This window comes from Xanthomonas sp. NCPPB 3174 (assembly GCF_056725205.1).
Window position 1 is genome coordinate 1,803,137 of record NZ_CM161517.1, and the last position, 20,721, is coordinate 1,823,857.

Genomic DNA, 20,721 nt, shown 5'->3' on the forward strand with positions numbered 1-20,721 from the left:
GCCGCTGGCGCGCTATGCCCGCCAGGCCGGCCACTGGCGCGGCGACCACGGGTGCATTACCCGATCCATAGACACAGCGCTCCAGGGAGGGGCGTGACCATGTCCCCGTTGCCGTTCAAGCGCAGTCCGTTCTACTGGTCGTTGGCGACCCTGCTGATCGGCATGGCGATCACCGCGGTCGTGGCCTTGCAACTGCAGCGGGCCAATGCGCGGCATGTGCAGGCGCAACTGGATGGCAAGGCACGCGCCGTCTTCGCCCGTATCGAAGAGGGACTGGCAAACTATGATCATGGCTTGCGCGGTATGCGCGGCATGGTCATCACTGCCGGCGATGCGTTGCATGGCGAGCAGGTGCTGCGCTACAGCCAGAGCCGTGACATACGCCGCGAGTTTCCGGGCGCGCGTGGCTTCGGCTTCATCCGTCGCGTCGCGCAGGCCGACCAGGAGCGCTTCGTCGCCACCGAGCGGGCACTGGGTCGTGCGGACTTCCGCATCCGGCAATTGACGCCGCACAGCGGAGATCGCTTCGTCATCCAGTACATCGAGCCGGTGAGCGATAACGCCGCCGCGCTGGGTCTGGATATCGCCTCGGAGCCTTCGCGGCGCCGCGCGGCCTTGGCGGCGGCGCTGAGCGGAGAATCGCGCTTGACCGGGCCGATCACGCTGGTGCAGGCCGGCGCGCAGCGGGCGCAGGCGTTCCTGTTGCTGCTGCCGGTGTATCGCAGCGCCGCGACGCCGTCGACCGCGGCACAGCGTCAGCGCGAACTGGTCGGCTGGACCTATGTGCCGCTGTTGATGTCGCAGGTGATGCACGCGCTGAATCTGGATTCTGAGCGGGTCGAACTGACCCTGAGCGATGAGGGAGGCGACGTCGAGGCGACTGCGTTCTATCGCAATGTCGTTCAGCCCACTCCGGCGCAGGCGCCGCAGGTCGTGCTGCGGCGCGAGGTGATGGGGCGGCACTGGCAGATGCGCGTGGTTGCCGGGCCCGCGTTCGTGGCCGCCAGCGCACCGTGGTCGGTGCGCGCCGTCCTACTCGGCGGTGCGCTGCTCAGCGTGCTGGCGGCGGCGCTGGCGTTCGCGCTGTGCAGCAACCATTTGCGGCGCCGGCAGATCGCCCGCGACCAGGCGAACCTGGTCGCCGTTGTGCAAAGCTCTGCCGACGGCATCATCGGCAAGACGCTCGAGGGCGTGGTCACCAGTTGGAATCGGGCCGCCGAACAGCTGTTCGGCTTCAGCGAGGCCGAGGCGATAGGGCGGCGGCTGGGCGAGTTGATCGTGCCGTCGGACCTGATGCACGAGGAAGAATCGGTGCTGCGGCGGATCGGACGCGGCGAGGAGGTGCCGTACTTCGAAACCGTGCGCCGGCATGCCGACGGACGCCTGCTGGACGTGCTGGTCAGCGTATCGCCGATCTACAACGCCGAAGGCCGGCCGATCGGCGCGTCCAAGACGGTGCGCGACATCTCCGAGCAAAAGGCCGCGCGGGCGCAGATCCTGGCCTTGAACGCGACCCTGGAAAGCCAGGTGGCGGCGCGGACCGCCGAGTTGAGCCGCAGCACCGCGATGCTCGAAGGCGTGCTGAGCGCCGCCTCGGAAGTGTCGATCATCGCCACCGACCGCGACGGTACCATCACCCTGTTCAACACCGGCGCCGAGCGCCTGCTCGGTTACCGCCGCGAGGACGTGGTCGGCACGCTGACGCCCGGCACGTTCCACCTGGCCGAGGAGGTGGCCGCCCGCGGCGCGATGCTGGCCGCCGAGCTGGGGCATCCGGTGGAAGGTTTCCGTGTGTTCGTGGAGAAGGCCGAGCGCGATGGTGCCGAAATCCGCGAGTGGACGTATGTGCGCCGCGACGGCACGACCCGCCAGGTGAGCCTGGTGGTCACGGCGATCCGCACCGGACAGGGCGAACTCTCCGGCTACCTGGGCATCGCCCTGGACATCAGCGAACGGCAGGCGGCCGAGCGCTCGCTGGCGCGCAGCATGGCCCTAACCCAGGCGATCCTGGACACCGCGGTCAACCCCATCATCACCTTCGACGCGCGCGGCAAGGTACGCTCGGTCAACCGCGCCGGCGAACGCGTGTTCGGCTATGGCGCCGACGAACTGGTCGGCGAGGACGTCAGCCGGCTGATGCCCGAGGTTGCGCCCAGCCTGCACGCGGCGATGGCGGCCGACGTGCCGCCGGCAGGCGCGTGGCCGGAGCGCGTCGACAGCGCCCGCGAACTGCAGGCGCTGCGCAAGAACGGCGACGCGTTCGCGATCGAGATCAGCCTCGGTACGATGTGGATCGACGGCGAATGCCTGCTGGTCGGCGTCATCGCCGACATCACCGATCGGCATCGCCAGCGCCAGGCGCTGACCCGCGCGCACGACCAACTGGCGATGGCCGCCGACACCGCCGAGCTCGGCATCTGGACCTGGACGCCGGGCGACGACGCGCTGGAATGCAACGAGCGCATGTACGAGCTGTACGAGTGGCCTGCGGCGCTGCGGGAAAGCGGCCTGCGCTATGCCGACTGGCGGGTGAAAGTGCATCCCGACGACCTCGCGATGACCGAGGCCAGCCTGCAATCGGCGGTGGTGCACGGGACGGTCTACGACCCGGTGTTCCGCGTGCAGCGCAGCGACGGCAGCCTGCGGCATATCCAGGCCGGCGCGCACACCGAACGCGATGCGCAGGGCCGGGTCACCCGGGTCATCGGCATCAACCGCGACATCAGCGCGCAACTGCAGGCCGAGCAGGAACTGCGCCAGGCCAAGGCACGCGCCGACGAGGCCAGCGAGGCCAAGTCCTCGTTCGTGGCCAACATGAGCCACGAGATCCGCACGCCGATGAACGCGGTGCTGGGCATGCTGCAGCTGCTGCAGCGCACCGCGCTGGACGCGCGCCAGGACGACTACGTGGGCAAGGCGCAGAAGGCCGGCAAGTCGCTGCTGAGCCTGCTCAACGACATCCTCGACTACTCCAAGATCGAGGCTGGCAAGCTGCAGCTCGACCTGCATCCGTTCCGCATCGAGGAACTGCTGCGTGACCTGGCAGTGGTGCTGGCGGGCAATCACCAGCGGCCGGAAGTGGAGATCGTCTACCAGCTCGATCGTGGCATCCCCGACCGGGTGATCGGCGACGCGCTGCGCCTGCAGCAGGTGCTGATCAACCTGGCCGGCAACGCGCTCAAGTTCACCGAGCACGGGTATGTGCGCTTGCGCGTGGAGCTGCTGCAGCGGCAGGCGCAGACGGTAACCCTGCGGATGATCGTGGAGGACACCGGCATCGGCATCAGCGCCGAGCAGCAGCAGCGCATCTTCCATAGCTTCACCCAGGCCGAGGCCTCGATCAGCCGCCGCTTCGGCGGCAGCGGCCTGGGCCTGGTGATCAGCCGGCGCCTGATCGGCATGATGGGTGGCGAGCTGCAGGTGCACAGCGTGCTCGGCGAGGGCAGCCGATTCTGGTTCGACCTGCCGCTGGTGCTGGATGCGAACGCCGAGGCGGGTGCTGGATGCGGCTGCGCGCGCCCGCGGCATGTGCTCGTCGTCGATGACAGCGCGCTGGTGCGCGAGGTGCTGACCGATGCGTTGGGCGCATGCGGCTGGCGGGTGGACGGCGTCGCCAGCGGCGAGGAGGCCGTGGCGCATGCGCTCGCGGCCGAGCGCACGGGCGCACGCTACGACGCCGTGTTGATGGACTGGCGCCTGCCCGGCATCGATGGCGTCACCGCGGCGGCGCAACTGCGCGCGATGTGCGCCGTGCCGCCGCTGGTGCTGATGCTGACCGCCTATCAGAGCGAACTGCTGGGCCAGACCCAGGGCCACGTGTCGCCGCCGTTCGCCGATCACCTGGTCAAGCCGGTGACGCCGTGCCAGGTGATCGAAGCGCTGGAGCGGGCCTGGAACGGCGACGCCAGGATCGCCGCGCCAGCGCCGGCGCCGCAGCGTGTGGCGCGCCTGCCCGGGCTGCGCGTGCTGGTGGTCGAGGACAATGCGCTGAACCGGCAGGTGGCCGAGGAACTGCTGTGCGCGGAGGGCGCGCAGGTGGCGCTGGCCGAGGACGGCCTGTCCGGTGTGCAGTGCGTGCGCGAGAGCGGCCAGGTCTTCGACGTGGTGGTGATGGACATGCAGATGCCGCGCGTGGACGGCCTGGAGGCGACCCGGCGCATCCGCGCCGACGCGCGTTTCGCGCGGCTGCCGATCCTGGCGATGACCGCCAACGCCGCGCAGAACGACGTCGACGCCTGCCTGGCGGCGGGCATGGATGCGCATATCGGCAAGCCGATCGATCTGGAGCAGATGGTGGAAGCGCTGCTGCGCCTGAGCGGCCGCGCCGCTGCGCCGGCAGCTCCGGCCACGCCGCCGGCGCCGCCTGCACCGGTGGCGCTCGATGCGATCCTGGCCCGGTTCGGCAACAACGCCGGCCTGTTCGTGCGCATGCTCGACGCTTTCGCCGAGGAGCACCGCACGCTGCTGCAGCGGGTCGACGAGGCGTTGCGGCAGGGCGATGCCGGCGCCAGCGCCGATGCCGCACATGCCTTGAAAGGCAGCGCGGCGACGCTGGGTGCCGCCGACCTGGCGCAGGCCGCCGCCGCGTTGGAGCAGGACGCACGCGGCGGGCAGCTGCCCGACGCGGCGGCGACATTGGCGGCGCTGCACGCGGTGGCCGCGCAGGATCTGGACGCGCTGCGCGCCGCGGCCGCGCCGCTGCGCACGCCCACGCCGCCTGCCGCGACGAACGCCATGACCGAAGCGCCCCTGCAGCCCTGGTTGCGTGCGCTGGAACCGCTGCTGCGTCAGTCCGACCTGGCCGCGTTGACCCTGCTTTCCCAGGCACCGCCGGCCATCGCCGGCGCCCAGGCCGGCGACGCGCTGCGGCTGCGCGAGCAGGTGCAGGCGCTGCGTTTCGACGACGCTCTCGTCACCCTGAACACCCTGTTGGAGACCGCTTCCCCATGAGCGATTTCGCTGCCTACCGACGCCTCGCCCCGCAGGGACGGCGCCCGCGCGTGCTGATCGTGGACGACCAGCCGATCAACATCCACGCGCTGCACGAACTGCTGCGCGACGCCTGCGAGGTCAGCATGGCGCTGGATGGCGCGCGCGCCCTGGCCTTGTGCCAGCAGCAGCCGCCGGACCTGGTGCTGCTGGACGTGATGATGCCGGAGCTGGACGGGCTGCAGGTCTGCCGTCGGCTCAAGGCCGACCCGGCGACGGCGGACATTCCGGTGGTGTTCGTCACCGGGCAGGATGCGCCGGAGGACGAGGTCGCCGCGCTGGAGGCCGGGGGCGCCGATTTCATCAGCAAGCCGGTGCAGCCGGTGGTGGTGCGGGCGCGGGTGCAGAACCATCTGATCATGAAGCTGCAGAGCGATCTGTTGCGCGAGGTCGCGCTGCTGGATGGGCTGACCGGGGTGGCCAATCGTCGCCGGTTCGACGAGGCCCTGGCCACGCACTGGCAGGCCTGCCTGCGCGAAGGCAAGCCCTGCGGGGCGCTGATGATCGACGTGGACTACTTCAAGCGCTACAACGACCACTACGGCCATCAACTCGGCGACGGCTGCCTGCGCGCCGTCGCCCAGGCGCTGGCCGGCTGCGTGCTGCGCCCGCACGATCTGCTGGCCCGCTACGGCGGCGAGGAGTTCGTGGCGCTGCTGCCGGGCAGCGAGGCCGAGGGGGTGCGCGAGGTGGCGCAGCGCATGCTGCAGCGGGTCGCCGAACTGCAACTGGCGCATGCGGCTTCGCCGCTGGGGCCATGCGTGAGCATCAGCCTGGGCGGTGCGGTGGCGCTGCCCCAGGCCGAGATCAGCGCCGCGCAGCTGCTGGCGCAGGCCGATGCGCAACTGTATCTGGCCAAGCAGGGCGGTCGCGCGCAGGCCAGCGTGGCGTGATGCATTGCGCAGGCGATCGTTGCCGGCGCAACCAAGCGCGTCGCAGCTTCGCCGATCTGCCAGAATCGGCCGATTGCCTGTCGATGTCGCCTCCATGACCGTTGCCGCGTCTCCCGTTCCGCCCGTGAATTCGCCGCGTCGCGTGCTGCTGGCCAGCCTGGTCGGTACCACCATCGAGTTCTTCGACTTCTACATCTACGCCACCGCCGCGGTGCTGGTGTTTCCCAAGCTGTTCTTCCCCGAAGGCGATGCCGATGCGGCGCAGCTGCAGTCGCTGGCGACCTTCGCCGTGGCCTTCGTCGCGCGGCCGCTGGGGTCGGCGCTGTTCGGCCATTTCGGCGACCGGATCGGGCGCAAGGCCACCCTGGTGGCGGCGCTGCTGACCATGGGCCTGTCCACCGTGCTGATCGGCCTGCTGCCCAGTTACGGGCGCATCGGCCTGTGGGCGCCGGCGCTGCTGGTGCTGTGCCGCTTCGGCCAGGGCCTGGGCCTGGGCGGCGAGTGGGGCGGGGCGGTGCTGCTGGCCACCGAGAACGCGCCGCCGGGCAAGCGCGCCTGGTACGGCATGTTCCCGCAGTTGGGCGCGCCGCTCGGCTTCCTGCTGTGTTCGGGCATCTTCCTGCTGCTGGGCGCGCTGCTGGACGAGGCGCAGTTCCTGCACTGGGGCTGGCGCATCCCGTTCGTCGCCAGCGCCCTGTTGGTGATCACCGGGCTATGGGTGCGCCTGCGCATCCACGAGACCCCGGATTTCCAGCGCGCCCTGGACCGCAACGAGCGCGTGCGTCTGCCGATGCAGACGGTGCTCTCGCAGCACATCGGCGCGACGCTGCTGGGCACGTTCGCGGTGCTGGCGACCTTCGTGCTGTTCTACCTGATGACGGTGTTCGCGCTGCAGTACGGCACCAAAACGCTGCACTACAGCCGCGAGCAGTTCCTGCTGCTGCAGATGGTCGGCATCCTGTTCTTCGCCGCCGGCATTCCGTTGTCGGCCTGGTATGGCGACCGCCGCGGCACGCGCACGGCGATGCTGGTGGCCACCGTGGCGATCGTCGCATTCGGGTTGCTGTTCGCGCCGCTGTTCCAGGCCGGCCAGCCCTGGCAGGTGCTGGCCTTCCTGGCGCTGGGCTTCTTCTTCATGGGCCTGACCTACGGCCCCTGCGGCACGCTGCTGGCCGAACTGTTCCCGGTGCCGGTGCGCTACACCGGCGCCTCGCTGGCGTTCAACCTGGCCGGCATCGTCGGCGCGGCGCCGGCGCCGTATGTCGCGGTGTGGCTGGCCAAGCAGTACGGCCTGCCGTGGGTCGGCTACTACCTCAGCGCGGCGGCGCTGCTGACCTTGCTGGCGCTGCTGGCGATCAGGCGGCCGCGTCGCTGAGCGCCGGTTCCGGCGGCGGTGCGCATTCGACCCGGTTGCGGCCGCCGGCCTTGGCCAGGTAGAGATACTTGTCGGCCTCGGTCAGCAGCGGATGCAGGGTCTGCCGCTGCGGGCCGCTGCTGCTGACGCCGATGCTGATGGTCAGGCGCAGGGTCTGCGTACCCAGCGGGATCTTGAGGTCGGCGATGCGCGCGCGCAGGGTCTCGAAATAGTCGGTGGCCGCGGCCGCGTCCAGGCCCGGCACCAGCATGCAGAACTCTTCGCCGCCGAAGCGCGCCACCATGTCCTGCGGGCGCGCGTGCGCGGCCAGGGTCGCGGCGACCGCGCGCAGCGCCTCGTCGCCGGCCTCGTGGCCGCAGGTGTCGTTGATGTGCTTGAAGTGGTCGATGTCGAGCATCGCCACGCTGACCGGTTCCTGCCGCGCCAGCCACTGCGGCAGCATGCGCTGGCTCTGTTCGAGGAAGTGCCGGCGGTTGGGCAGGCTGGTGAGGAAATCGCGCGTGGCCAGGTCCTGCAGCGTGCCGATCAGCTCCAGCTGGTCCACGTTCTGCGAGACCCGGCAGAAGAACTCCTCGCGCGAGAAGGGCTTGCGCAGGAAGTCGTTGGCGCCGTTCTTGAGGAAGCGCGGCACAAGCGAGGGGTCGTTGTTGCCGGACAGGCCGATCACCGCCAGCATGTCGCGTGCGCGCAAGGTGCGCAGCCGGCGGGTGAATTCCACGCCTTCCATGCCCGGCATCTCCTGGTCCACCACGGCCAGGCGGATGGACGGGTTGGCCTCGATCGCGCGCAGCCCGGCGGCGCCGTCGGCGGCCTCGACCACGCGGTAGCCATACATCTTCAGCAGCGAGGCGGCGTAGGCGCGCGCCGAAGGCGAGTCGTCCACCACCAGCGCGGTGATGGCGCGGTTGCGCGCCAGTCGCTGCACCAGCCAGGCCAGGTAGTCGATGCTGTCCGGCGCGTTCTTCAGCACGAAGTCGATGATCTGCTGGGTCAGGATGCGCTTGCGCAGGCTTTCGTCGTAGACCCCGCTCACGACCACCGTGGGCAAGCCGCGCGCGACGAAGAAGTCCACCACGGCGTCGCGGTCGCCATCGGCCAGCACCAGCCCGGTCAGCGCCAGGAACCAGGAGCCGCCGTCGTCCAGCGCGGCGGCCGCCTCGGCCAGGGTGGAGACCACCACCACCGGCAGTTCGACCCGTTGCGCGATCGCCGCGCGCAGCAGGTCGGTGAAGGTCCGAGAATTTTCCACCAGCAGGATGCGCTGCTGTGCGGGGCTGCCGTCGGGGGCGATCGGGGCGATCGACAACGGGTGCGACATGCAGGCCTCGCGGGCGGCAATCCAGGGGTGGAACCCGGTTAGCGGCCGCGCGCGCGCAAACTTGAGGGGCGCGCGACGGCTACCACAGCGCGTCGCGCAGCTTGTACCAGGACATCGCCGCCACCAGCAGCGGCGTACGCAGCAGGCGGCCGCCGGGGAAGGGCGCGTGCGGAATCCGCGCGAACACGTCCAGCCGCTGCGCCTGTCCGCCGATCGCCGCGGCGATGACCGCGCCGGCCAGGCCGGTGGCGGCCACGCCGTGGCCGGAGAAGCCCTGCGCGAAGTACACGTTCGGGGTCAGCCGGCCCCAGTGCGGGGCGCGGTTGCGGGTGATGTCGACGTAGCCGCCCCACACCGACTCCATCTCCACCCGGCGCAGTTGCGGGAACACCTGGCGCATGCGCCGGGTCATCACCCCGCGCAGGCCGGGCGGCGGCAGCGAGGAATAGCTGGCGCGGCCGCCGAACAGCAGCCGGTGATCGCGGCTGAGGCGGAAGTAGTCCAGCGCCCAGTTGACGTCGGCCACCGCCATGTCGTTGCCGATCAGCTCGCGCGCCAGCGCCTCACCCAGCGGCGCACTGGCGCCGATGTAGGTGCCGACCGGCATGATCCGCGATTCCAGCTCCGGGGCGATGCCACGCAGCCAGGCGTTGCCGGCGAGGATGGCGAACTCGCCCTCGACCTCGCCGTGCGCGCTGCGCAGGATCGGCCGCGCGCCGCGCAGCAGCTGCGTGACCGGCGTCTGCTCGTGGATGCGCACGCCGGCCGCCAGCGCCGCCCGCGCCAGGCCACGCGCGTACTCCAGCGGATGCAGGTGGCCGCTGGCGGCGTCGTACATCGCCCCCAGATAGCGCGGGCTGCGCAACTGCGACTGCAACTGCGCGCGGTCCCACCATTGCAGCGGATAGTCGTAGCGCTGCGCCATCTCGATGATGCCGGCGCGCAATGCGCGTTCCTGGCGCGGCTTGATCGCCACGTGCGCATGCCCGTCGCGCCAGTCGCAGGCGATGCCGTGACGGGCGATGCGGCTGCGCAGCAGGTGCATGCCGTCGCGCGAGAAATCGAACAGCAGCCGCGCATCGTCCTGGCCGAGCAGGGCTTCGAGGGTGTGCTGCTCGCAGCCGTAGCCGACGATGGCCTGCCCGCCGTTGCGCCCGGACGCCCCCCAGCCGACCCGCTGCGCCTCCAGCACCACCACCCGATACCCGGCCTCGGCCAGCGCCAGCGCCGCACTCAGCCCGGTATAGCCGGCACCGAGGATGCACACATCCGCCTGCACGCGCCCACGCAGCGGTTCCTGCGCGGGGAACGGCGCGGCGCTGTCGGTGTACCAGTTGCGGGCGGGGGCAGGCATGGGATTCGGGATTGGAGATTGGGGATTAAGATCAGCGAGCGCGTGATGGACCTGTGGCTGGCGGAAATCTGCTTGTAGCGAATCCCCAATCCCGAATGCCCAATCCCCGCTCCTCAAACCGTGCGCAAATACCAGCGATAGTCCACATCGCTGACCTGCGCCTGGAAATCCAGCAGCTCGCGGCGCTTCTGCTGGCCGTAGATATGCCGGAAGCGCGTGCCGAAGTAGGTGGCGGCAAAATCACTGTCCAGGAAACGGCCGATCGCGCCGCGCCAGTCCGGTTCGCGTGCGGCGTGCTGGGCGTAGGCGTTGCCCTGCGTCGGCGGCCCCGGATCGAGGCCGTGCGCCAGGCCGTGTTCGATGCCGGCGAGCACCGCCGCGGCGACCAGGTAGGGGTTGGCGTCGGCGCCGGCGATGCGGTGTTCGATGCGGGTGTTGGCCGGGTCGCTGTGCGGTACCCGCATCGCCACGGTGCGGTTGTTGAAGCCCCAGCTGTCGTTGAGCGGGACGAAGGCGTTGGCGACGAAGCGCCGGTAGCTGTTGGCGTGCGGGGCGAACAGCAGCAGGCAGTCCTCGGCGCTGTGCTGCAGTCCGCCGATGGCATGGCGCAAGAGCGCGGCCGGCGCCTGCGGTGTGCAGGCGAACACGTTGTCGCCGGCACCGTCCAGTAGGCTCACGTGCAGGTGCAGGCCGCTGCCGGACTGCGCGGCGAACGGCTTGGCCATGAAGCTGGCGAGCAGTCCCTGCTGCTGCGCGATCGCCTTGATCGCGCGCTTGAGCAGCACCGCATCGTCGCAGGCGGCCAGGGCATCGGCGCGGTGCTTGAGGTTGATCTCGAACTGGCCCGGCGCGTATTCGGCGACCGCGGTGTCGGCCGGGATGCCCTGCGCGCGGCAGGCCTGCGCGACCGCGTCGGTGAAGCCGCGCTGGTCGTCCAGTTCCTGCATGTAATAGACCTGGGTGCTGTCGCTGCGCAGCCCGCTGTGGGCATGCAGCGGCGGCTGCGGGCGGCCGTGCGCATCGGCGCGCGGATCGAACAGGTAGAACTCCAGTTCCACCGCGATCACCGGCGTCAGCCCGCGTGCCTGCAGCCGCGCCAGCACCTGCGCCAGCACCTGGCGCGGGGCGAAGTCGAGCGCGCCGCCGGCGCCGTCCTGCATCGTCAGCAGCAACTGCGCCGACGGCACCGGCGCCCATGGCACCGGCCGCAGGCTCCCCGACACCGGAACGCACAGCCGGTCCTCGTCGCCGATGTCGTAGCCCAGCCCGGTTTCCTCGACGGTGTTGCCGGTGATGTCGGTGGCGATCAGCGACATCGGCAGGCACACCCCGTCGCGGTAGACCTTGTCCAACGCGTCGCGGGCGATGCGCTTGCCGCGCAGCAGGCCGTTGCAGTCCGGCAGCAGCAGATCGATCTGCTCGCAGCCGGCGATGCGCTGCAGGGTCTGGGCGTCGTCCGGGGACAGCAGCGGAGCATCGTGCATGCGGGTCATCGCGGCGGACTGCGGGAGTGCTTCGAGCTTAGCAGAGCGCCATGGCGTCAAGAATACTCAACAGCCGCGGGGCGCGCTGTGCCAATGGTCGGACGTGCTGTCGTCACGCTGCGGCAAGATTTCACCATGTTGCGTGCGCAATGCGCGCGCCGCGCATGCAGTCTGTGCTGCGTTCCGCACTGCGTCGTGTTGTAAAAATAAAACGCCCGCGGTAACTTGCGACGACGCCACACGAGTTCTTCGCATGGCCGTATCGCCCCTGGTCGGCGTGCCGACCGACCGCAAGCTCATCGGCCAGCATCCATTCCTGGCCGCGGGCGAGAAGTATCTGCGCGCCGCCGTCGATGGTGCGGGGGTGACCCCGGTGCTGCTGCCGTCGCTGCAGCCGCCGGTCGATGCCCGCGCCTGGCTGACCCGGCTCGATGGCCTGCTGCTGACCGGCGCGGTCAGCAACATCGAACCGCATCATTACAGCGACGAGCCGAGCTGGCTCGGCAACCTGCACGACCCAGCGCGCGACGCCAACACGCTGGACCTGATTCCGCAGGCCATCTCGCTGGGCCTGCCGATCCTGGCGATCTGCCGCGGCTTCCAGGAAGTCAACGTCGCCCTCGGCGGCACCCTGCACCAGAAGGTGCATGCGCAGCCGGGGCTGTCCGATCACCGCGAGGATCCGCAGGCGCCGCTGGAAGCGCAGTACGCGCCGGCGCACGAAGTGACGCTGAGCGAAGGCGGCTGGCTGGAGGAGATCGCCGGCCGCGGGCGGGTACGGGTCAACTCGCTGCATGGCCAGGGCGTGGCCCGGCTCGGCGGCGACCTGATCGTCGAGGCGCTGGCGCCGGATGGATTGATCGAGGCCTTCCGCGGCATCGGCCCAGGCTTCCTGCTCGGCGTGCAATGGCATCCGGAGTGGCGGGTGCTGGACGACGCGTTCTATCTCGGCATCTTCCAATCCTTCGGCGACGCCTGTCGCCACTATGCGGCCACCCGCAGGCACTGAGTCCCATGGCCAGTCGACCCCGATCGCGCAAGCACACGCCGGAACAGCAGGAAAGCTCGCTGCGGCGCTGGCTCAAGGAACGCCACATCACCGAGGTCGAATGCCTGGTGCCGGACATCACCGGCAACGCCCGCGGCAAGATCATTCCCGCCGCCAAGTTCTCGCACGACTACGGCACGCGGCTGCCCGAGGGCATCTTCGCCACCACCGTCACCGGCGATTACCCGGACGACTACTACGACCTGACCTCGCCGTCGGATTCGGACATGCAACTGCGCCCGGACCCGGACACGGTGCGGATGGTGCCCTGGGCCGCCGACCCCACCGCGCAGGTGATCCACGATTGCTACACCAAGGAAGGCAAGCCTCACGAACTGGCGCCGCGCAACGTGCTGCGCGGGGTGCTGGCGGCGTATGCGGCGATCGGCTGCAAGCCGGTGGTGGCGCCGGAGCTGGAGTTCTTCCTGGTGCAGAAGAACACCGATCCGGACTTTCCACTGCTGCCGCCGGCCGGCCGTTCCGGACGCCCGGAGACGGCGCGGCAGTCCTACTCGATCGACGCGGTCAACGAGTTCGACCCGATCCTGGACCTGATGTACGACTACTGCGACGCGATGGAGCTGGACGTGGACACGCTGATCCACGAATCCGGCGCGGCGCAGCTGGAGGTCAACTTCACCCACGACGACGCGCTGTCGCGTGCCGACCAGGTGTTCCTGTTCAAGCGCACCATGCGCGAGGCGGCCTTGCGCCACGGCGTCTACGCGACGTTCCTGGCCAAGCCGATGGAGAACGAGCCGGGCAGTGCGATGCACATCCACCAGAGCCTGGTGGACAAGCACGGCAAGAACGTCTTCAGCGGCCGCCGCGCCGGCGAGTACAGCCGCACCTTCGCCCATTACCTGGCGGGTTTGCAGAAGTACGTGCCGATGGCGATGGCGTTCTTCGCGCCCAACGTCAATTCCTACCGGCGGCTGATGTTCGGCGAGGTGTCGCCGAGCAACGTGCTGTGGGGCTTCGACAACCGCACCTGCGGCCTGCGCGTGCCGATCGACACGATCGAGAACATGCGCGTGGAGAGTCGCTTCGCCGGTTCCGACGCCAATCCCTATCTGGCGATGGCGGCGACGCTGGCCTGCGGCTTGCTCGGAATCCGCGAGAAGCTCGAGCCGACCGAGCCGACCACCGGCAGCGGCAAGGAGATGGGCTATCAGTTGCCGCGTTCGCTGGGCGAGGCGCTGGACGAGCTGGAGCGCTGTGCGCCGTTGCAGGAGTTGCTGGGGCCGCGCTTCGTGCGGGCGTACATTTCGGTCAAGCGCAAGGAGTACGAGACGTTCTTCCGGGTGATCAGTTCGTGGGAGCGGGAGTTTTTGTTGTTGAACGTGTAGGGGGCGATTCGCGCCAGCCAGCCAGAACATCACCGTCGCCGTTGCCGTTGCCGTTGCCGTTGCTGTCGCTTTTGCTTTTGCTTTTGCTTTTGCTTTTGCTCCTGACGTTGCTCTTGCTCCGGACGTTGATGTTGCTTTTGCCTTACCGGGTTCCCTTCCGTAGCGGCGGCCATCGCGGGGAAAAACCCGAAGGGCGGCGTACATGGATGTACGCCGTCCGCGGCAGGGGCAGGATGCCCCTTCCGCGGATCCCCGTGATGGACGCGGACCCGGAGCGCGCAGCGCGGAGGGCGCGAAGGCAGGGCGCGCTTTCTTTTGGTTACTTTTCTTTGCGCGAGCAAAGAAAAGTAACTCGCCCGACAGGGCGAAAGCCTTTAAAGCTTTAGCTGTTGCTATTGCTGTTGATTGAAGTTTGTCTGTCGGACGAGAAGATATGTAGGAGCGGCTTCAGCCGCGACAGGCACAATTGGCTCTCGCTGTCGCGGCTGAAGCCGCTCCTACGATCCAGCGGCCGTCTCCGCATCAGCTGGAGCAAGAGCAAAGCTTTCGCCTGGCGGCGAGTCACTTTTCTTTGCTTGTGCAAAGAAAAGTAACCAAAAGAAAGCACACCCTGCCTCGCGCCCTCCGCGCTAACGCGCTCCGGGTCCGCGCCCATGCCGGGGATTCGCGGAAGGGGCATCCTGCCCCTGCCGCGAACGGCGCACATCCATGTGCGCCGCCCCTTCGGGGTTTTTCCCCGACACGGCCGCCGCTTCGGAAGGGAACCCGGTAAGTCAAAAGCAAAACAAGAGCAACAGCAACAACAGCAGCAACAGCAAGAGCAGCAACAGCAAAAGCAGCAACAGCAAAAGCAGCAACAGCAAAAGCAGCAACAGCAAAAGCAGCAGCAAAGCTTGGCCTCGTTTGCGGCTTTGGTACCAACATTGGAGTGGACATGGACCCGATCGACACGCGCGCCCTGCAGGACCTGGATGCCGCGCACCACCTGCACCCGTTCAACGACAACGGCGCCCTGGCGCAGAAAGGCACCCGCATCCTCACCCGCGGCGACGGCGCCTACGTCTGGGACGCCGACGGCAACCAGTTACTGGACGCCTTCGCCGGCCTGTGGTGCGTCAATGTCGGCTATGGGCGCAAGGAACTGGGCCAGGCCGCCGCGCGGCAGATGGAGCAGCTGGCGTACTACAACAGCTTCTTCCAGTGCACCACCGAACCCACCATCCGCCTGGCCGCCAAGCTCGCCGAACTGGCGCCGGGCGACCTTGACCATGCCTTCTTCACCAACTCCGGCTCCGAGGCCAACGACACCATCCTGCGCCTGTTGCGCCACTTCTGGGCCGTGCAGGACCAGCCGCAGAAGACCATCTTCATCGGCCGCCACGACGGCTACCACGGCACCACCATGGCCGGCGCCAGCCTCGGCGGGATGAAGGGCATGCACCGCCAGGGCGGCCTGCCGATCCCCGACATCCACCACATCGATCCGCCTTACTGGTTCGGCGACGGCGGCGACATGGATCCGGAGGAGTACGGGCTGCTGGCCGCGCGCAGGCTGGAGGAGAAGATCCTGGAACTGGGGCCGGAGCGGGTGGCGGCGTTCATCGGCGAGCCGATCATGGGCGCGATCGGCGTGTACATCCCGCCGCGCAGCTACTGGCCGGAGATCGAGCGTATCTGTCGCCGTTACGACGTGCTGCTGGTCGCCGACGAGGTGATCTGCGGCTTCGGCCGCACCGGCGAATGGTTCGGGTCGCAACACTTCGGCTTCCAGCCGGACGTGATGACCATCGCCAAGGGCATCACCTCCGGCTACATCCCGCTCGGGGCGGCGATGTTCGGCACGCGCGTGGCCACGGTGCTGAAGGAGCAGGGTGGCGAGTTGGCGCACGGCTGCACCTATTCCGGCCATCCGGTGTGTGCGGCGGTGGCGCTGGAGAACCTGCGCCTGTTGCAGGACGAGGGCATCGTCGAACGCGCGCGCCGCGAGATCGCGCCGTACCTGGCGCAGCGCTGGGCCGAGCTGGGCGAGCACCGGCTGGTCGGCGAGGCGCGCATCGTCGGCATGATCGGGGCGCTCGAGCTGGTGCCGGACAAGCCGCGGCGGCATTACTTCCCCGAGCGCGGCAAGGTCGGTGCCCTGTGCCGCGACAACGCGCTGCGCCGCGGCCTGATCCTGCGCGCCACCCACGATGCGATGCTGCTGTCGCCGCCGCTGATCCTCAGCCGCGCCCAGGTCGACGAACTGTTCGACAAGGCCTGGCGGGCGCTGGAGGACACCGCGCAGGCCCTGGGCAAATAGCCCGGCGCTGGGTAGTCTGGGACCGTCCTCCGGACCGGCGCGCGTCGCCGATCCTTCCCCCTCTTGCCCATGGACCCGCGGAGACCTGCCATGACCTTGCGACTGCTCACTCTTTCCCTGGCCACGGCGCTGCTCGCCGGCTGCGGCGGCTCCGGCAGCGATGCGGACAAGGCGGGGCAGGGCGAGGCGAAGGTGCTTAACGTGTACAACTACTCGGACTACATCGCCGAGAACACGATTCCCGACTTCGAGAAGCAGACCGGCATCAAGGTCACCTACGATGTCTTCGACAGCGACGAGATGGTGGAGACCAAGCTGCTCGCAGGCGGCAGCGGCTACGACGTGGTGGTGCCGACGCTGAACTTCTTCGGCCGCCAGATCCAGGCCGGGGTGTTCCTGCCGCTGGACAAGAGCAAGATCCCGAACCTGGCCAATCTCGATCCGCAGATCATGCAGCGCATCGCGCAGCAGGACCCGGGCAACAAGTACGGCGTGCCATACATGGTCGGCACCACCGGCATCGGTTACAACGTGGACAAGGTCAAGGCCGCGTTCGGCAGCACCGACATCGCCAACAGCTGGGACCTGGTGTTCAAGCCGGAGAACCTGGCCAAGCTCAAGGATTGCGGCGTGACCCTGCTGGACACGCCCTCGGACCTGATCCCGATCGCGCTGCACTACCTGGGCGAGGATCCGCACAGCACCGATCCGGCCAAGATCGAGCAGGCCGCGGCGCTGATCAAGCGCATCCGCCCCTACGTGCAGAACTTCCACTCCTCGCAGTACGTGACCTCGCTGGCCAACGGCAGCACCTGCCTGGCGGTGGGCTGGTCCGGCGACATCATCCAGGCCCGCGACCGCGCCGAGGAAGCCAAGAACGGCGTGCACGTGGCCTATTCGATTCCCAAGGAAGGCGCGCCGCAGTGGTTCGACATGCTGGCCATCCCCAAGGACGCCAAGCACCCGGACAACGCCTACGCGTTCATCAACTACCTGCTGACGCCGAAGGTGGCCGCGGCCAATACCGACTTCATCCACTACGCCAACCCGGTGCCGCAGGCGACCCCGCTGGTGGACGCGGCGATCCGCAACGACCCCACCATCTATCCGCCGCCGGAAGTGGCCGCGAAGATGTTCACCTACTCGATCAACCCACCCGAGGTGGACAAGCTGTATACCCGACTGTGGACGGAGATCAAGACCGGCCGCTGAGCCGCTGGCTGTGTGGTCCCGGGCGATGTGTTGCCGTTGATCCGGGCGGGGCAGCACGACACGCTTGCCCGAGTCGGCCATGCCAAGTGCAAGCGGCTGTTGTGGGAGGGACTTCAGTCCCGACGCGATGCTGCCTGGGACGCATCGCGTCTTCGCCCGTCGCGGCTGAAGCCGCTCCTACGACGTTTGCTTGAGCGCGCAGGTCCCGCGGCGGCAAGCTCTCCCGTTTGATCGGCGCGGGCAACACCCTCTCCCGTAGGAGCGGCTTCAGCCGCGACGGGCCTTCCCGCTAGCGCCTCGTCTCGCGGCCGAAGGGCGCCTCTGCGCATGGCGCCCCATCGGGCTGAGCGACCGGGAAATCGCTCCCTCGACGCAGGCGGCCGGGTCTGGCGCCGCCCAGCATCCGCACTCGCGCAGACGCCGCAGCGCCACCGCCACAAGATGCTCACATACTCTGTACTCGCCGGTACAAATAATGCGCCGGCCGGCGTACGCTACCGTTTGGTGGTGTCGCCGTCCCGACCCGGCGACGTTCTTCCTCTCCCCAGGAATCAGCGACTTGAGCAACCACGACCCAGACTCCTCGCAGGCGCCGCGGCAGGCCGCCGCGCACGACGCCCATGACGACCAGGGCCAGGCCGGCAAGCGCCGGGACGACGCGCGCGGCGACGACGCCGGCAAGGCCGACACCCCGTCGCCGCTGAAGAACCCCAAGGTCAAATGGACCCTGCTGCTGATCGGCCTGCTGGTGGTGATCGGCCTGGTGGTGTGGCTGATCTACTACCTCACCACCGGCCGCTACCTGCAGGAGACCAACAACGCCTACCTGCAGGCCGACACGGTGGCGGTGGCCCCACGGGTCAATGGCTATGTCACCGCGGTGTACGTGCGCGACAACCAGACGGTGACCGCCGGGCAGCCGCTGCTGGAGATCGACCCGCGCACCTACCGCGCCACCCTGGAGCAGGCGCAGGCCGCGATCGCGGTGCGCCAGGCCGACATCGCCGCTGCCGAGGCCGGGCTGCAGGCGCAGCGCGCCAGCCTGCTGCAGGCGCGCACCCAGGTGACCGCGGCGGCCGCCAGCCTGCGCTTTGCCCAGGGCGAGGCCAAGCGCTTTGGGCCGCTGGCCGCGTCCGGCGCCGACACCCACGAACGCTACGAAAGCATCCTCCACGACCGCGACCGCGCGCAGGCGCAGTTCGACGCGGCCAAGGCCCAGGTGGTCGCCGCCGAGAGCCAGGTGCAGGGCACCAGCGCCCAGCTCGACCAGGCGCGCGCCGCGCTGGTGCAGGCGCAGGCCGACGCCGCGCAGGCGGAAGTGGCGGTGGAGGACACCCGCCTGACCGCGCGCATCGCCGGCCGCATCGGCGACAAGACCGTGCAGGTCGGCCAGTTCGTCGCGGCCGGCACCCGGCTGATGAGCGTGGTGCCGGTGGAGGCGCTGTACCTGAGCGCCAACTTCAAGGAAACCCAGGTCGGGCTGATGCGGCCGGGGCAGCCGGCGCGGATCGAGGTCGACGCGTTGTCCGGGGTGGAGCTGGATGGCGTGGTCGAGAGCATCGCCCCGGGTACCGGGTCGCAGTTCGCGCTGCTGCCGCCGGAGAACGCCACCGGCAACTTCACCAAGGTGGTGCAGCGGGTGCCGGTGCGGATCCGCCTCAAGGCCGGCTCCGAGGCGCGCAAGGTGTTGGTGCCGGGCATGTCGGTCACGGTCACGGTCGATACGCGCAGCGCCAAGGACGCCAAGGAGCGCGTGGAGGAAGAAGACGCGCAGGGCCAGGATGCGGTCGCCCCGCGCGGGCGCACCCCGTGAGCGAAGCGGCCGCGGCGGCCGGCGCGCAGGCGCCGCAAAAGGCCGACACCGGCGCGTGGCTGGCGGTGGCCGCCGGCACCATCGGCTCGTTCATGGCGACGCTGGACATCTCCATCGTCAACGCCGCGCTGCCGACCATCCAGGGCGAGGTCGGCGCCAGCGGCACCGAGGGCACCTGGATCTCGACCTCCTACCTGGTCGCCGAGATCGTGATGATCCCGCTGACCGGCTGGTTCGTGCGCACCCTGGGGCTGCGCAACTTCCTGCTGATCTGCGCGCTGCTGTTCACCTTCTTCTCGGTGGTATGCGGGCTGTCCAACAGCCTGACCATGATGATCCTCGGCCGCGTCGGCCAGGGCTTCGCCGGCGGCGCGCTGATCCCCACCGCGCTGACCATCGTCGCCACGCGCCTGCCGCCGGCGCAGCAGACCCTGGGCACGGCGCTGTTCGGCATGACCGTGATCCTGGGCCCGGTGATCGGGCCGCTGCTGGGCGGCTGGCTCACCGAGAACGTGAGCTGGCACTACGCGTTCTTCCTCAACGTGCCGGTCTGCGCCGGCCTGGTGGCGCTGCTGCTGCTCGGGCTGCCGCACGAGCGCATGTACCTGCGCGGGCTGCTCGACGCCGACTGGCTCGGCATCTTCGGCCTGACCGCGGGGCTGGGCGCCTTGACCGTGGTGCTGGAGGAGGGCCAGCGCGAGCGCTGGTTCGAATCCACCGAGATCGTGCTGCTGAGCGTGGTGTCGCTGGTCGGCTTCATCGCCCTGGTGGGCTCGCAGTTCCTCAGCCGGCAGCCGGTGATCCGCCTGTCGATCCTGCTGCAGCGCAGTTTCGGCGCGGTGTTCGTGATGGTGATGGCGGTGGGCATGATCCTGTTCGGGGTCATGTACATGATCCCGCAGTTCCTGGCGGTGATCTCCGGCTACAACACCGAGCAGTCCGGCTACGTGGTGCTGCTGTCGGGCATCCCCACCGTGCTGCTGATGCCGATGATGCCCAAGCTGCTGACCACGGTGGACGTGCGCGTGCTGGTGCTGGGCGGGTTGAGCTGCTTCGCCGCGGCCTGTTTCGTCAACATGCATCTGACCGCCGAGTCGGTCGGCATGCATTTCGTCGTCGGGCAGCTGCTGCAGGGCTGCGGACTGGCGCTGGCGATGATGTCGCTCAACCAGGCGGCGATCTCCTCGGTGCCGCCGGACCTGGCCGGCGACGCCTCGGGCCTGTTCAACGCTGCGCGCAACATGGGCGGCTCGATCGGGCTGGCGCTGATCTCCACCTTCCAAGAGCGGCGCATGGTGTTCCACACGCAGATGCTCGGCAGCGGCACCACCGCCAATTCGCCGCTGGCGCAGGACTACCTGCACGGCGTCGCCGCGCAGTTGCAGTCGGCCTCCGGCGCCGGCGCGGCGATGCAGTCGCTGGCGCAACTGGCGCGGCTGGTGCAACAGCAGGCGCTGGTGATGACCTACAACGACCTGTTCTGGATCTTCGGGGTGATCGTGGTCTGCACGATCCCGCTGGCGTTCCTGCTCAAGCCGCTGCCCAAGGGCGGCGCTCCGCTCGCGATGCATTGAGGATTCCATGGCC

Annotated in this window: 12 protein-coding genes; 9 read left to right on the forward strand and 3 right to left on the reverse strand. The window is 69.1% G+C overall.

What is annotated here, in order from left to right; translation table 11 throughout:
- The first annotated feature begins 99 nt into the window (after positions 1-99).
- The 3 genes from AC1PK7_RS07930 to AC1PK7_RS07940 all read left to right on the forward strand — a co-directional run bounded on the left by AC1PK7_RS07930 (position 100) and on the right by AC1PK7_RS07940 (position 7,257).
- On the forward strand, positions 100-4,950 hold the full coding sequence (locus AC1PK7_RS07930) for a PAS domain S-box protein (protein WP_481100863.1): 4,851 nt from the start codon (positions 100-102) through the stop codon (positions 4,948-4,950).
- Positions 4,947-5,882 (forward strand): diguanylate cyclase domain-containing protein, encoded by a 936-nt coding sequence (locus tag AC1PK7_RS07935; protein WP_267106964.1) that lies wholly within the window; start codon positions 4,947-4,949, stop codon positions 5,880-5,882. Before AC1PK7_RS07930 ends, AC1PK7_RS07935 begins: the two co-directional genes overlap by 4 nt.
- 94 nt (positions 5,883-5,976) lie before the next feature.
- Positions 5,977-7,257 carry an MFS transporter gene (locus tag AC1PK7_RS07940; RefSeq protein ID WP_481100416.1) on the forward strand — a complete coding sequence of 427 codons (1,281 nt, stop codon included), beginning with the start codon at positions 5,977-5,979 and terminating at the stop codon, positions 7,255-7,257.
- On the opposite strand, the gene AC1PK7_RS07945 is transcribed toward AC1PK7_RS07940, so the two are convergent.
- The 3 genes from AC1PK7_RS07945 to AC1PK7_RS07955 form a co-directional block, all read right to left on the reverse strand.
- Positions 7,238-8,575, reverse strand: coding sequence for a GGDEF domain-containing response regulator (locus AC1PK7_RS07945; RefSeq protein WP_481100417.1), 1,338 nt, complete (start codon positions 8,573-8,575; stop codon positions 7,238-7,240). The genes AC1PK7_RS07940 and AC1PK7_RS07945 overlap by 20 nt on opposite strands.
- A 79-nt stretch (positions 8,576-8,654) precedes the next feature.
- The gene (locus tag AC1PK7_RS07950) at positions 8,655-9,929 is read right to left on the reverse strand and encodes an NAD(P)/FAD-dependent oxidoreductase (protein WP_481100418.1); all 1,275 of its coding nucleotides are present in this window, start codon (positions 9,927-9,929) and stop codon (positions 8,655-8,657) included.
- A gap of 113 nt (positions 9,930-10,042) precedes the next feature.
- Positions 10,043-11,422, reverse strand: a complete 1,380-nt coding sequence (locus tag AC1PK7_RS07955) for a glutamine synthetase family protein (protein ID WP_481100419.1) — start codon at positions 11,420-11,422, stop codon at positions 10,043-10,045.
- Between the two features lie 244 nt (positions 11,423-11,666).
- Here AC1PK7_RS07955 and AC1PK7_RS07960 point away from each other — a divergent pair, with 244 nt between their 5' ends.
- From AC1PK7_RS07960 to AC1PK7_RS07985, 6 genes are all read left to right on the forward strand, one after another.
- The gene (locus AC1PK7_RS07960) at positions 11,667-12,422 is read left to right on the forward strand and encodes a gamma-glutamyl-gamma-aminobutyrate hydrolase family protein (protein WP_481100420.1); all 756 of its coding nucleotides are present in this window, start codon (positions 11,667-11,669) and stop codon (positions 12,420-12,422) included.
- 5 nt (positions 12,423-12,427) lie between these two features.
- The gene (locus tag AC1PK7_RS07965; RefSeq protein WP_019801651.1) at positions 12,428-13,810 is read left to right on the forward strand and encodes a glutamine synthetase; all 1,383 of its coding nucleotides are present in this window, start codon (positions 12,428-12,430) and stop codon (positions 13,808-13,810) included.
- Between the two features lie 934 nt (positions 13,811-14,744).
- Positions 14,745-16,109 carry an aspartate aminotransferase family protein gene (locus AC1PK7_RS07970; protein ID WP_481100421.1) on the forward strand — a complete coding sequence of 455 codons (1,365 nt, stop codon included), beginning with the start codon at positions 14,745-14,747 and terminating at the stop codon, positions 16,107-16,109.
- A gap of 90 nt (positions 16,110-16,199) precedes the next feature.
- Entirely contained in the window at positions 16,200-17,321 is a 1,122-nt protein-coding gene (locus AC1PK7_RS07975) for a polyamine ABC transporter substrate-binding protein (RefSeq protein WP_481100422.1), read from the forward strand.
- A 559-nt stretch (positions 17,322-17,880) separates the two neighbouring features.
- The gene (locus AC1PK7_RS07980) at positions 17,881-19,134 is read left to right on the forward strand and encodes an HlyD family secretion protein (RefSeq protein WP_481100423.1); all 1,254 of its coding nucleotides are present in this window, start codon (positions 17,881-17,883) and stop codon (positions 19,132-19,134) included.
- Complete coding sequence (locus AC1PK7_RS07985; RefSeq protein WP_420009509.1) at positions 19,131-20,708, forward strand: DHA2 family efflux MFS transporter permease subunit; 1,578 nt, start codon at positions 19,131-19,133, stop codon at positions 20,706-20,708. Before AC1PK7_RS07980 ends, AC1PK7_RS07985 begins: the two co-directional genes overlap by 4 nt.
- Positions 20,709-20,721 lie beyond the last annotated feature (13 nt).

What these genes read in the sequence shown, in the direction of transcription:
- AC1PK7_RS07930 (WP_481100863.1), top strand. Translation starts at nt 100, where the DNA reads ATGTCCCCGTTGCCGTTCAAGCGCAGTCCGTTCTACTGGTCGTTGGCG.
- AC1PK7_RS07935 (WP_267106964.1), top strand. Translation starts at nt 4,947, where the DNA reads ATGAGCGATTTCGCTGCCTACCGACGCCTCGCCCCGCAGGGACGGCGC.
- AC1PK7_RS07940 (WP_481100416.1), top strand. Translation starts at nt 5,977, where the DNA reads ATGACCGTTGCCGCGTCTCCCGTTCCGCCCGTGAATTCGCCGCGTCGC.
- AC1PK7_RS07945 (WP_481100417.1), bottom strand. Translation starts at nt 8,575, where the DNA reads ATGTCGCACCCGTTGTCGATCGCCCCGATCGCCCCCGACGGCAGCCCC.
- AC1PK7_RS07950 (WP_481100418.1), bottom strand. Translation starts at nt 9,929, where the DNA reads ATGCCTGCCCCCGCCCGCAACTGGTACACCGACAGCGCCGCGCCGTTC.
- AC1PK7_RS07955 (WP_481100419.1), bottom strand. Translation starts at nt 11,422, where the DNA reads ATGACCCGCATGCACGATGCTCCGCTGCTGTCCCCGGACGACGCCCAG.
- AC1PK7_RS07960 (WP_481100420.1), top strand. Translation starts at nt 11,667, where the DNA reads ATGGCCGTATCGCCCCTGGTCGGCGTGCCGACCGACCGCAAGCTCATC.
- AC1PK7_RS07965 (WP_019801651.1), top strand. Translation starts at nt 12,428, where the DNA reads ATGGCCAGTCGACCCCGATCGCGCAAGCACACGCCGGAACAGCAGGAA.
- AC1PK7_RS07970 (WP_481100421.1), top strand. Translation starts at nt 14,745, where the DNA reads ATGGACCCGATCGACACGCGCGCCCTGCAGGACCTGGATGCCGCGCAC.
- AC1PK7_RS07975 (WP_481100422.1), top strand. Translation starts at nt 16,200, where the DNA reads ATGACCTTGCGACTGCTCACTCTTTCCCTGGCCACGGCGCTGCTCGCC.